Source organism: Cupriavidus necator (assembly GCF_013141915.1).
Classification (GTDB): Bacteria; Pseudomonadota; Gammaproteobacteria; order Burkholderiales; family Burkholderiaceae; genus Cupriavidus; species Cupriavidus necator_B.
The window spans coordinates 118957-131418 of the sequence record NZ_SROX01000010.1; the positions used below are offsets into that span (position 1 = coordinate 118957).

The following is a 12462-nucleotide window of genomic DNA, read 5'->3' on the forward strand; positions in this document are numbered from 1 at the left end:
CGATGGTCATGCTTCCGGATGCGGATCCGCGCGCCATCGTAGCCGTTGCGGCCTCACCGATGTCAGAACCCGTGATGCAAGTCCTCACTGAACGCGGCATAGCGAGCGACGCGCTTCAGCGATTAGACCGGTTTGCATCCGCGACCGGGGATACTGCCGTGGCGAGCGGCATCGTTGCGGATATCCGGGCAAAACTGACCAAGCGCTCGCTTACGCCAGCCCCATGACCCCCGGTCAGGTGCTTCGCATCAACCGTGTCTGCCAAAAAAAACGCCATCCGGGAGGATGGCGTTTTTCCTGCAGGCAGAACTGCCAGACCGATGGCTTACTTCCCGCCCACCGTCTCCAGCACCGTCCACTTGCCGCCCACCACCTTATAGACGGTGATGCCGCCATCCTTCAGGTCGCCACGCGCGTCATACGCCAGCGTCTTGGTGGTCACGCCCTGCATATTGGTCGCGGCCAGTACCGGCAGGTAGCGCGCCGGATCGGTCGAACCGGCCTTGACCATGGCCGTCATCATCGCCGTGGCGCCGTCGTAGGCGTACGGCGAGTAGGTCTGTACCTTCGAGCCGAAGCGCTTCTCGTACTTCTTCTCGTACGCGGTGCCGCCGGGCATCTGGTCCAGCGGCAGGCCGGCCAGCGACACCACGGTGCCCTCGGCGGCCGGGCCGGCGAGCTTCAGGAAGTTGTCGGTCTTGGACATTTCACCCGATACCAGCGGGGCCTTCATGCCCAGTTCCTTGACTTGCTTGGCCATGGGCGCGGACTGGGTCTCGGCGCCACCGTAGAAGATGATGTCCGGGTTGCTGCGCTTGATGTTGGTCAGCACGGCCTTGAAGTCCACCGCCTTGTCATTGGTGAACTCGCGGCGCACGATCTTGCCGCCGGCGGCCTTGGCGGCCTTCTCGAACTCGTCGGCCAGGCCCTGGCCGTAGGCGGTGCGGTCATCGACGATGGCGATGTTCTTCGCACCCAGCTTCTTCACCACGAAGGCGCCGATCACCGAACCCTGCTGGGTGTCGGAAGTCATCATGCGGAACGTGGTCTTGAAGCCCTGCTTGGTGTATTCCGGCGCGGTCGCCATGGCGATCTGCGGGATGCCGGCGCGGTTGTAGACCATCGACGCCGGGATCGTGGTGCCGGAATTGAAATGGCCCAGCATGCCCTGGATGCCGTTATCCACCAGCTTCTGCGCCACCACCGAGCCGGTCTTGGGATCGGCCTGGTCGTCTTCGGAGACCAGCACGAACTTGACTTCCTTGCCGCCAATCTTGGGCTTGGTGGCGTTCATGTCCTCGATCGCGAGGACGATGCCGTTCTGCATGTCCTTGCCGTACTGCGCCTGGCCGCCGGTCATCGGGCCGGCGAAGCCCAGCTTGATTTCCTGGGCCTGCGCGAACGCGGCGGAGGCGGCGGTCAGGCCAGCCAGGGTCAGGGCAACGGTCATTGCCGTCTTGTGGAATGTCGAGCTCATCAGATCTCCTTGGGTCCCAAATGGTGCCGATGTGGTGCCGTTGCCGGCAGTGGTATCGCGGCGCGGCCTGGCAGTGCCGCGCCATGCTTTATATGCGCAACGGGGCAGGATCGCCGCCGCCGCCGCGCGCTTCGACATGACGCCGTCCGAGGGTCGCCTCAGCCGATCGTCATCAAACTGGCATTGCCGCCCGCGGCCGCGGTGTTGACCGAGAGCGAGCGCTCGATCAGCAGGCGGTCGAGCGCGATATTGCGTTCACCCTGCGCCAGGCCCTGCACGCCGATGATCGGACCAGGACGCGCGGCCACCTGTTCGCAGACCGTGCGCAGCTGGTCCGAATCGCCGTGGTGCAGCACCGCATCGATTGCCGTGTCCGCCGCGGTCCAGTCGGCCACCATGCGGACGCGCGATTGTACGCCCTTGGGCAGGCGCGCAAACAGCCCCCGGCTGACAGGGTTTTCCAGCCATACCGCCTCGGCGCCCACCGTCAGCACGGCGCCCAGTTGCAGGGCCAGGTCGGACTCCTGCGCGGACAGGCACAGCACGCGTTCGCGCGCCAGCAGGGTGTAGGTGTTGCGCTCGCCGGTGGGACCCGCCAGCGTCACCGCCAGGCCCGAGGCGGAAGCCTCGGCGAAGCGCTCGCACGCGGCCGCCACCTCCGGCAGCTCGGCGCGCGCCCAGTCGCGGAAGGCCTCCGTGGCCCGCATGGCTTCGTCGTCCGGCCCCACCGTCTGGGCGCCGCCCGCGCCGGCATTGACGTCGGCCGCGCGCACGCTGCGCGCCACGGCGTCCTGCGGGCAGACCGACAGCAGCCGGTGCAGGTAGAGCGGGCCGCCCGCCTTGGGGCCGGTGCCCGACAGCGCCTCGCCGCCGAACGGCTGCACGCCCACCACCGCGCCGACGATATTGCGGTTCACGTACAGGTTGCCCACCTGGGCGCGGCTGACGATAAACGAGATGGTCTCGTCAATGCGGGTATGGATGCCCAGCGTCAGGCCATAGCCGGTGCCGTTGATCTGGCTGACCATGGTGTCCAGCGCCGTGCGCGGGAAACGCACCACATGCAGCACCGGGCCGAAGACCTCGCGCTTGAGTTCCTCGATGCTGTCCAGCTCGATCAGCGTCGGCGGCACGAAGGTGCCATGGCGGCAGCTTGCGCCCTGCGCGGCGTTGGGGTCGGCCTGGTGGACCCGGCGGCCCTTGGCGCGCATGGCATCGATATGGCGCACGATGCCGGCACGCGCCTCTTCGTCGATCACCGGGCCAACGTCGGTCGATAGGCGGTCCGGGTTGCCCATGTTCAGTTCCTGCATCGCGCCCTTGAGCATTTCCAGCACGCGGTCGGCCACGTCTTCCTGCAGGCACAGCACGCGCAGCGCCGAGCAGCGCTGGCCGGCGGAGTCGAAGGCGGAGCTGACCACGTCACCGACCACCTGCTCGGCCAGCGCCGACGAGTCGACGATCATCGCGTTCTGGCCGCCGGTCTCGGCGATCAGCGGGATCGGGCGGCCGGCGGCGTCCAGGCGCCCGGCCACGTTGCGCTGCAGGATGCGCGCGACCTCGGTCGAGCCGGTGAACATCACGCCCTTGACGCGGGCATCGCCCACCAGCGCCGCGCCGACGGTCTCGCCGCGGCCCGGCAGCAATTGCACCGCGCCGGCCGGCACGCCGGCCTCGCGCAGCAGCTTCACCGCGGCGGCGGCAATCAGCGGGGTCTGCTCGGCGGGCTTGGCCAGCACCGGATTGCCGGCCGCCAGCGCGGCGGCCACCTGGCCGGTGAAGATCGCCAGCGGGAAGTTCCACGGGCTGATGCAGACCACCGGCCCCAGCGGGCGGTGGGTTTCATTGTCGAAGCCGCGGCGCACCTCGGCGGCGTAGTAGCGCAGGAAGTCGACTGCCTCGCGCACTTCGGCAATGGCGTTGGAGAAGGTCTTTCCGGCCTCGCGCATGATGATGCCCATCAGCGACTGCATCTGGGCTTCCATCAGGTCGGCGGCGCGCTCCAGCGCGGCCGCGCGCACGTCCGGCGGCGTCGCCTGCCAGATCGGCGCGGCGTTGACCGCGGCCTGCAGCGCGGCGTCGACGTCAGCCTGGCTGGCTTCGGTGACTTGTCCCACCACGTCGCGGTGGTCGGCGGGGTTCAGCACGGGCGTGGTGATGGCGTCGGCCGCGCGCGGCGCATCGGCGACCAGCGCGGCCCCCAGCATCGGCTCGGCGACCTGGCGCTCGCTGGTGCCTGCCAGCAAGGCCGACGACAGCGACGCCAGGCGATGCTCGTTGGCCAGGTCGATGCCGGCGGAGTTGGGCCGGCTCTTGCCATACAGCGTGCGCGGCGACGGGATGCGGGGATGCGGGAGGCCGAGCGCGCCTTCGTCGCGGTGCATCGCCTCGACCACGGCCACCGGGTCGGCAACCAGCTCGTCCAGCGAGATGGTGTCATCGGCGATGCGGTTGACGAAGGAAGTGTTGGCACCGTTCTCCAGCAGCCGGCGCACCAGGTAGGCCAGCAGCGTTTCGTGCGTGCCGACCGGTGCGTAGATGCGGCATGGACGGTTGAACTTGCCGTCGGCGGTGGGGCCCACCACCTGGTCGTACAGCGGCTCGCCCATGCCGTGCAGGCACTGGAACTCATACTGGCCCGGGTAGTAGCTGTGGCCGGCAATCTGGTAGATGGCCGACAGCGTGTGCGCGTTGTGCGTGGCGAACTGCGGGTAGATCGCGTCCGGCACCGACAGCAGCTTGCGCGCGCAGGCGATATAGGACACGTCGGTGTAGACCTTGCGCGTATAGACCGGATAGCCCTCCAGCCCTTCAACCTGGGCGCGCTTGATCTCGCTGTCCCAGTAGGCGCCCTTGACCAGGCGGATCATCAGGCGATGGCGGCTGCGGCGGGCCAGGTCGATCAGGTAGTCGATCACGAACGGGCAGCGCTTCTGGTAGCCCTGCACCACGAAGCCGATGCCGTTCCAGCCGGCCAGCTCGGGCTCGAAGCACAGGCGCTCGAGCAGGTCCAGCGAGATCTCGAGGCGGTCGGCTTCCTCGGCGTCGATATTGATGCCGATGTCGTACTGGCGCGCCAGCAGCGTCAAGGACTTGAGGCGCTCGTACAGTTCGCCCACCACGCGCTCATGCTGCGCGCGGCTGTAGCGCGGGTGCAGCGCCGACAGCTTGATCGAGATGCCCGGGCCCTCGTAGATGCCGCGGCCGCGCGAGGCCTGGCCGATGGCGTGGATGGCCTGCTCGTACGACGCCAGGTAGCGCGCCGCATCGGCCTCGGTCATGGCCGCCTCGCCCAGCATGTCGTAGGAGTAGCGGAAGCCTTCGGCCTCGTAGCGGCGCGCGTTGGCCAGCGCCTCGGAAATGGTCTCGCCGGTGACGAACTGCTCGCCCATCAGGCGCATCGCCATGTCCACGCCCTTGCGGATCAGCGGCTCGCCGCCCTTGCCGATGATGCGCGTCAGCGCGCGGGTCAGGCCCGATTCGGTATGGGTGGCGACCAGCTTGCCGGTCAGCAGCAGGCCCCAGGTGGCGGCATTGACGAACAGCGACGGGCTCTGGCCCAGGTGCGACTGCCAGTTGGCGCCGCTGATCTTGTCGCGGATCAGCGCGTCGCGCGTGGCCTTGTCGGGAATGCGCAGCAGCGCCTCGGCCAGGCACATCAGCGCCACGCCCTCCTGCGACGACAGCGAGAATTCCTGGATCAACCCTTGCACCAGTCCTTCCCGGCCGGTGCCGACCTTCTGCTCGCGCAGGCGCGTGGCCAGCGTCTTGGCCATCTTGAGGGCCGCCTCGGCCTGCTGCTGCGGCAGGCGCGCCTGTTCCAGCAGCACCGGCACGCAATCCGTTTCCGGACGACGATAGGCCGAGGTGATGGCGGCGCGCAGCACCGACTGGGGCTGGATGCTCTGTGCGAACTCCAGGAAGGGTTGCGGCGCGCCGTCGCCATGGACCCCCTCGGCGCCGTCGGCGCCCTCCGCCTCGGCACTGCCCGCGCCGGTGTCGTACGGCAGGTGGCCGCGCTCGATCTGCTCTAGGTAGCTGAAGATCGCCTGCTTGATCAGCCAGTGCGGGGTGCGGTCGATGGATTGGGCAACGCGCTTGAGGCGGTCGCGCGAGGCGTCGTCGAGCTTGACGCCGAGAGTGGTAGTGGCCATTGGGGCAATTCTCCGAAAGACTGGAGCCGCCGCCGGTGCTACCTCGTCCGTGCCGACCGGCAGGGGCGCGCGACCGGCCGCAGCCTGTGAGCTGGCGCGATCTTACTCCCGAAAATCACCAAGGTGCAACCGGGTGCAACCCTATCGAAAACCCTAATGTGTGGGTTGCACCTGTATCCCGCACATCGACCCGCTAGATCCGCAGGGGGTCGATTTCCAACTGCCAGCGCACGCCCTTCACATGCGTGCCTACTTCCGCGAAAGTCGGTACCCACTCGGTGACAAACCTTTGCAGTACCGGGCGCGCGGTGGCTTCGACCAGCATCTGCGCACGCTCCCGATTGAATACGCGCACCATCGACATGGGCACCGGGTCATGCAGTTGCACCTCCTGCGCGAGGGTGCAGTATTCGGCATGCCGGCGCGCGGCTTCGAGGAACTGCAGCGCCCGTTCCAGCTGCCCGTGCTCGGCCGTCACCAGCACCTGGAAGCAGAACGGGGGCAACCCGGCCTGGCGCCGCTCGCGCAACTGGCTAGCCGCGAATCCATCATAGTCATGGCGCGTCAGCGCTTGCAATGCCGGGGTATCCGGGTAGCGGGTCTGGATCAGCACCTCGCCCGGCAGCCCCGCCCGGCCTGCCCGCCCCGCCACCTGCATCAGCGACGCAAACAGGTGCTCGGCCGCGCGGAAGTCGTGGCTGAACATGGCCGCGTCCGGATGGACGATGCCGACCAGCGTCACGCGCTGGAAGTCATGCCCCTTCGCCACCATCTGGGTGCCCACCAGGATGTCGACCTCGCCCGCGTGGACCTCGTCGAACATCGCCTGGGCGCTGCCCTTGCGGCGCGTGGAGTCGGCATCGATACGGGCAATGCGGGCCTGCGGAAAGCGCGCCGCCAGCGCTTCTTCGATGCGCTGGGTGCCGCGGCCAAGCGGCGCGATGTCGACATTGCCGCAGTCCGGACAGTGATGCGGCACCGGTGCCTCGAGGCCGCAGTGGTGGCAGCGCAGGCGCCGCTCGGGCCGGTGCAGCACCAGGTATGCCGAGCAGCGCGGGCAGCCCGACAGCCAGCCGCAGCTGTCGCACGCGATCACCGGCGCGTAGCCGCGGCGATTCAGGAACAGCAGGCTCTGCTCACCGCGCGCCAGGCGCGCGTCGATGGCCTCCAGCAGCGGCACGGACAAGCCCTCGAACAGGGCACGCTGGCGCTGGCGTTCATGGTTCAGGTCGACCAGCCGCACCGCCGGCAGCGCTGCATCGGCCTGCGCGCGCTGGTGCAGCACCAGCTTGCGGTAGGTACCCTGCGCGGCCCGCCACCAGGTTTCCATCGATGGCGTCGCCGAGCCCAGCACCACCGCGATGCCGCGCTGCTTGGCGCGCCACACGGCCAGGTCGCGTGCAGAGTAGCGCAAGCCTTCCTGCTGCTTGTACGAGGTGTCGTGCTCCTCGTCGACCACGATCAGCGCCAGCGCCGGCAGCGATGCCATCACCGCCATGCGCGTGCCCAGCACGATGCGGGCCTCGCCACGATGCGCCGCCAGCCACTGCAGGCTGCGCTCCTGGTCAGCCAGGCCGCTGTGCAGCACCGCGAGCGGCAGCTGCGGGAAGCGCGCGGCAATGCGCGCCTGCAGCTGCGGGGTCAGGTTGATTTCCGGCACCAGCATCAGCACCTGGGCCAGCGGGTTGTGCTCTAGCACCGCCTGCATCGCATGCAGGTAGACCTCGGTCTTGCCGCTGCCGGTCACGCCGTGCAGCAGGAACGGGGCATAGCCTTCGGCCTCGGCAATTGCCTGCACCGCGGCGCGCTGCTCGTCGTGCAGCGGCGGCGCGGCCGTTGGCAGCTGGGCGGGATCGACCGGCAACAATGTGCGTGCGGTGCGCGTTGCCTCGACCCAGCCGGCGGCCTGCCATTCGGCCAGCCGCGATGGCGCCGCCGCACAGAGGACACGGGCCTGCGCGAGCGACAGCGGCGCGCCGGCGGAAGCGCGCTCGGCCAGCGCCTGGGCCAGGGCGCGCACGCTGCGCGCGCGGGGCGGCACGGCCGCCAGCAAGTTGTCAGCCTGTCCCGGCAGCACGCGGTATTCATCGGTGCGGGCACGCTGCGCCAGGTTCGGCCAGCTTTCCGCCTCGCGCAAGGCGGGCGGCAATGCCGGCAGCATCACTTCACCGAGCCGGCGCTGGTAGTAGCGTGCGGCAAAGGCTGCCAGCTCGATCCAGTCCGGCTGCAGCGGCGCCAGCCAGTCAAGCCGTTGGGCCACCGGACGCAGCTTGTCCACAGGCACTTGCGAGCCTTGCGCGAATTCCACCGCCACCCCCACCATGCTGCGGCGTCCGAACGGCACCACCACGAGGTCGCCTGGCGCGACGTCGGCAATGGCGAGGTAGTCAAAGCAGTCGTCGGCGGGCGTGTCGAGTGCAACCCGGATCACGGGCGGCGCAGACGACGCCGCCGCGCCGGACGATGGCGCCACGGGCTGCGGAGGATGCGTGCCGCTATCGGGCATGCCCAACTTGCGATTGCATCGCCGTGGAGCAGGCGCTGGTCCACAGACGTCCTGTCCGGCAACGGGGGAAAGTTAGTGTGCAGCGCAACACCAACTTAAAGTAAAACTTCAAATGTGGCCCTAAGTCGATGATAGATGACTGGTTTTCCACTAATTCCAGCACCCCTGTGGATAACTTTGTTGAAAAGTCGCTTGGCCTGGCCGGGAAGGCCCGAAAAACAAGGGATCCACTGGCATCGACCCCCTCTTTGCAAAACTTCCAAAGCCTTAAAAATCAAGGGCTTGCAAACATCCCCCAGATAGGTTAGGGAATAACCCTGTCATGCAGTGCGGCAAACCTATCGGTGTGCATAAGTCAAGTGCCGCCCGTCAATTGCGCGCACCATTTTGGCGAGTCGTGGCGAAAAAGTTAACTTGACAGGGTACGGCCGCGCGGCTCGCGCAGCACTGGGTACGGGCGCGGTCACAACGTTGCAGCGCGAGGCACGGCCGCACTGGCGTGGTCGCCGGCATACCGCGGCCGTCACTTCCCTGCCGCGCGCAGTTGGCGGCTGTGCTGGTGCACTTCGTCGACCAGCACGGAAACGGCCTCGGGCGGCGTGTACTGCGAAATCCCGTGGCCGAGGTTGAACACGTGCCCGTCGCTGCCGCCGGCGGCGTCATAGCTGTCCAGTACGCCACGCACCTGCTCGCGGATGGCGGCCTCGGGCGCAAACAGGACGGTCGGATCGATATTGCCCTGCAGCGCCACGCGGCCGCCGGTACGCCGGCGCGCCTCGGCCAGGTTGACGGTCCAGTCCAGCCCGATGGCATCGGCGCCGGTGTCGGCCAGCGCTTCCAGCCACAGGCCACCGCCCTTGGTGAAGACGATCGCCGGCACTTGCTGCCCGGCGTGCTCGCGTTTCAGGCCGGCCAGCACGCGGCGCATATACGCCAGCGAGAACGCCTGGTACATGCCGTCGGCCAGCGCGCCACCCCAGGTGTCGAAAATCATCACCGCCTGCGCGCCCGCCTCGATCTGCGCGTTCAGGTACGCAGTGACCGCCTGCGCATTGATGTCGAGGATGCGGTGCATCAGGTCGGGGCGGCCGTACATCATCGCCTTGACGGTGCGGAAGTCGTCCGAGCCGCCGCCCTCGACCATGTAGCAGGCCAGGGTCCAGGGGCTGCCCGAGAAGCCGATCAGCGGCACGCGCTGGCGGCCGTTCTGCACCAGCGCGAGGCGGATCTCGCGCACCGCGTCGAACACGTATTGCAACGACGCCATGTCGGGCACGGCCAGCTTCTGCACGTCGGCCTCGGTGCGCAGCGGATGCGCGAAGCGCGGGCCTTCGCCCTGCGCGAACGACAGGCCCAGGCCCATCGCATCCGGCACCGTGAGGATGTCAGAGAACAGGATCGCCGCGTCCAGCGGATAGCGGTCCAGCGGCTGCAGTGTCACTTCGGTGGCGTAGGCCGGGTTCTTGGCCAGCCCGAGGAAGCTGCCGGCGCGCGCGCGCGTGGCGTTGTACTCGGGCAGGTAGCGGCCTGCCTGGCGCATCAGCCACAGCGGCGTGTATTCGGTCGGCTGGCGGCGCAGCGCGCGCAGGAAGGTATCGTTCTGCAGTGCGGTCATGGTCATCCTCGTAAGACCGCCATTCTAAGGGATGGCAACGCGCGGATGCCGCTCAGACGTCGTCGATCATCCCGGCGAACGCCGACGCGGCGCGGCGCATCCATTCCCGCGCCCGCTCGGCCTCGGGCTGCAGCCGCGCGAAGCCGTGGGTCATGCCGCCAGCCTCGATGGTGATGACCGGGGCGTCGTGGCGCACCAGGAAGTCGGCGTAGGCGAGGCCGTCGTCGCGCAGCACATCGTGGGCGGCCACCATCAGCACGGTGGCCGGCGGACGCACCGGCGCTGCGGCCATCAGGTGCACGCGCGGATCGGTGTGGGCAGCGCCCAGCGCCAGCGCCTCGGCGCCGATGTACTGGGTCCAGAACCACGCCATCTCGTCACGCGTGAGGCCAGGGCCGTCGGCGAAGGCGCGATAGCTTTCGGTGCTGAGCACCGGCGCCGCCACCGGATAGATCAGCAGTTGGGCATCGACCCGCACCGCATCGCCGGCATTGAGTCGCTGCGCGGCCTGCGCGGCGAGGTGGCCCCCGGCGCTGTCGCCGGCCACCGCCAGGAAATCCGGCGCCAGTCCCAGCGCCTGGCGCTGTCCGGCCAGCCAGAGCACGGCTTCGGCGGCATCATCGCAAGGCGCCGGGAAGACATGTTCAGGTGCCAGGCGGTAATCGACGCTCGCCACGGCGCAGCCGGTATCGGCCGCAAGCAAGGCCGCGACGGTATGGTGCGTCCGGGTCGAGCCGACCACCCAGCCGCCGCCGTGGAAATACACCACCAGCCGCGGCGTGGCCACGCCGGGCGGGCGGAACAGCCGCGCCTCGAGCGTGCGGCCGGCCAGCGCCACAGCGAGCTGCTGCACGACCACGCCGTCCGGATCAGGCCGCAGCGAGGCGGCGGCGATCTCGGCGAAACGGGCCCGCTGCGCCGGGACATCGGCCGGCACCGGCTCCGCGGCATAGCGTTCCGCCAGGCGGCGGTAATAGGCAAGCAGTTGGGGATCGATGGCCATGGTCAGCGGCAGTTTGGGGAAATCGGGAGGGCAGAGGAAACGAAAACGCCGGGGATCAGCCGCCGCCAAGCTGGCGCGTCAGTTCGACTTTGCTGCAACAGTCCTGCACCGCCAGCAGCCCCGCACGGGTGGCGTGGCGCACCGCCTGGTCGTTGACGATGCCAAGCTGGAGCCAGACCCCGCGCGCGCCAATGGCAATGGCCTCATCGACCACAGCCGGGGTTTCCTCGGCGCGGCGGAAGATATCGACCCATTCGATCGGGGCACCGGCCGCCGCGGCAGCATCGGCGGCCTGGCGCAGCGTAGCGTGGCAGGTTTCGCCAAGGATGCGTTCGCCGGCATGGCGTGGATTGACCGGCACAATGCGGAAGCCGTGGCCTTGCAGGAATTCGGCCACTTCATGGCTGGGCCGCTCAGGACGGTCGGACAGGCCGACCACGGCGACGGTCTTCATGGCCAGCATGGCTGGTATGGCTTTCTGCATCTCAGGCGCCATGACATCTCGGGGGTGTGGAGTTGTGAGGAAAGGTGACGGCGGGGCGCAACGACATAACCACAGAGGCCGGCGCCTAGTGAATCGTAACCGCAATTGTCACGCAAGATTTGGTGCGGAAACGAACACGGAATCCACCGATAAAAAGATAATCCCGCAACACCTCGGCACGCATGATGTGATGCCAACGGGCGAGAATATGCCGATCCCGCCGGATTTTATGCGCTCCGGCTTTCAACTTCTTTCAAAACGATACATTTTGTTACTGCCATGCCAGGGAGTTTCCCCCACAATGCATTGACACACCCGCAGTTCGGGGCGTGGCGCCCCGATGAAAATGGCAGTTCAGACTAAAGGGGCGTGCTGAAGAAAGCCTTTTTGTAGTGTTTTCCGGCAGTAACCCGATTTTCCGATCCAGCATAAAGCAGCTGGACCGGAGCACCAGGAAGAGCCTTGCAGCGCGTGGCCTTTGCGGCCTGTAGGCGGATCCGTGGAGATCCGTTGCGCCTTGCTTGTCGACCTGGACCGAACCCGTTCCTTCGAATTGACCCCTCGAAGGGATTTTCCCGTCCGCGCGGAGCCTCCCCGGCCCGCGCGCTTTTTTTTGTCCAGGCGCGTCAAAAGCATATCCCCCGCCCACAAAAAAGGCAGCCACGAGGCTGCCTTTTTTAAATGTCGCATCGAAAAAACAACAATGCGACAGCCCTGCCTGATACTTACTTTTTCCGACGCAGACGGGCAATGGCTGCCAGCTGTGCGGCTGCCACGGCCAGTTCACTCTGGGCACGGGCCAGGTCGAGGTCGCTGCTCTGGTTCTGCATCAGCTCCTCGGCGGCGCGCTTGGCTTCCTGGGCCTTGGCTTCGTCCAGGTCGCCACCGCGGATTGCGGTGTCGGCCAGCACGGTGACGTGCTTGGGCTGCACTTCGAGAATACCGCCGGCAACGAACACGAACTCTTCGCTGCCGTCTTCCTTCTCGATGCGCACCGCACCCGGCTGGATGCGCGTGATCAGCGGCGTGTGTCCGGGCAGAATGCCCAGCTCACCCGACTCGCCCGGCAGCGCCACGAACTTCGCCTGGCCGGAGAAGATCGACGCTTCCGCGCTGACGACGTCTACAAGAATGGTTGCCATATCTGATCCTTTCTCCAATCGCTTCGCTCACACGGCAGACCCGGACCGAACCGGGTCCGCCTTCGCTCCCGCTCGCGCGGG

General features: G+C 67.7%; 7 protein-coding genes. All 7 read right to left on the reverse strand.

Going from position 1 to position 12462, the window contains the following annotated elements; all coding sequences use genetic code 11:
- Window positions 1–325: 325 nt before the first annotated feature.
- Entirely contained in the window at window positions 326–1477 is a 1152-nt protein-coding gene (locus tag E5S69_RS19205; RefSeq protein WP_171516225.1) for a branched-chain amino acid ABC transporter substrate-binding protein, read from the reverse strand.
- A 158-nt stretch (window positions 1478–1635) separates the two neighbouring features.
- Window positions 1636–5631, reverse strand: coding sequence for a trifunctional transcriptional regulator/proline dehydrogenase/L-glutamate gamma-semialdehyde dehydrogenase (gene putA, locus E5S69_RS19210; RefSeq protein WP_171516226.1), 3996 nt, complete (start codon window positions 5629–5631; stop codon window positions 1636–1638).
- 193 nt (window positions 5632–5824) lie between these two features.
- Window positions 5825–8137: a primosomal protein N' gene (locus tag E5S69_RS19215; protein ID WP_171516227.1), complete on the reverse strand. Its 2313-nt coding sequence runs from the start codon at window positions 8135–8137 to the stop codon at window positions 5825–5827.
- Between the two features lie 523 nt (window positions 8138–8660).
- A complete protein-coding gene (hemE, locus tag E5S69_RS19220; RefSeq protein WP_171516228.1) occupies window positions 8661–9752 on the reverse strand; it encodes a uroporphyrinogen decarboxylase in 1092 nt (363 codons plus the stop codon).
- Between the two features lie 52 nt (window positions 9753–9804).
- Window positions 9805–10755 carry an alpha/beta hydrolase gene (locus tag E5S69_RS19225; protein ID WP_171516229.1) on the reverse strand — a complete coding sequence of 317 codons (951 nt, stop codon included), beginning with the start codon at window positions 10753–10755 and terminating at the stop codon, window positions 9805–9807.
- Between the two features lie 55 nt (window positions 10756–10810).
- Entirely contained in the window at window positions 10811–11251 is a 441-nt protein-coding gene (locus tag E5S69_RS19230) for a CoA-binding protein (RefSeq protein ID WP_171516230.1), read from the reverse strand.
- A 713-nt stretch (window positions 11252–11964) separates the two neighbouring features.
- Window positions 11965–12381: a F0F1 ATP synthase subunit epsilon gene (locus E5S69_RS19235; RefSeq protein ID WP_010811262.1), complete on the reverse strand. Its 417-nt coding sequence runs from the start codon at window positions 12379–12381 to the stop codon at window positions 11965–11967.
- Window positions 12382–12462: the final 81 nt, after the last annotated feature.

Bases quoted from the DNA above. Each gene is read 5' to 3' on its own strand.
- E5S69_RS19225 (WP_171516229.1), bottom strand. From the start codon at position 10,755: ATGGCCATCGATCCCCAACTGCTTGCCTATTACCGCCGCCTGGCGGAA.
- hemE (WP_171516228.1), bottom strand. From the start codon at position 9,752: ATGACCGCACTGCAGAACGATACCTTCCTGCGCGCGCTGCGCCGCCAG.
- putA (WP_171516226.1), bottom strand. From the start codon at position 5,631: ATGGCCACTACCACTCTCGGCGTCAAGCTCGACGACGCCTCGCGCGAC.
- E5S69_RS19235 (WP_010811262.1), bottom strand. From the start codon at position 12,381: ATGGCAACCATTCTTGTAGACGTCGTCAGCGCGGAAGCGTCGATCTTC.
- E5S69_RS19230 (WP_171516230.1), bottom strand. From the start codon at position 11,251: ATGGCGCCTGAGATGCAGAAAGCCATACCAGCCATGCTGGCCATGAAG.
- E5S69_RS19215 (WP_171516227.1), bottom strand. From the start codon at position 8,137: ATGCCCGATAGCGGCACGCATCCTCCGCAGCCCGTGGCGCCATCGTCC.
- E5S69_RS19205 (WP_171516225.1), bottom strand. From the start codon at position 1,477: ATGAGCTCGACATTCCACAAGACGGCAATGACCGTTGCCCTGACCCTG.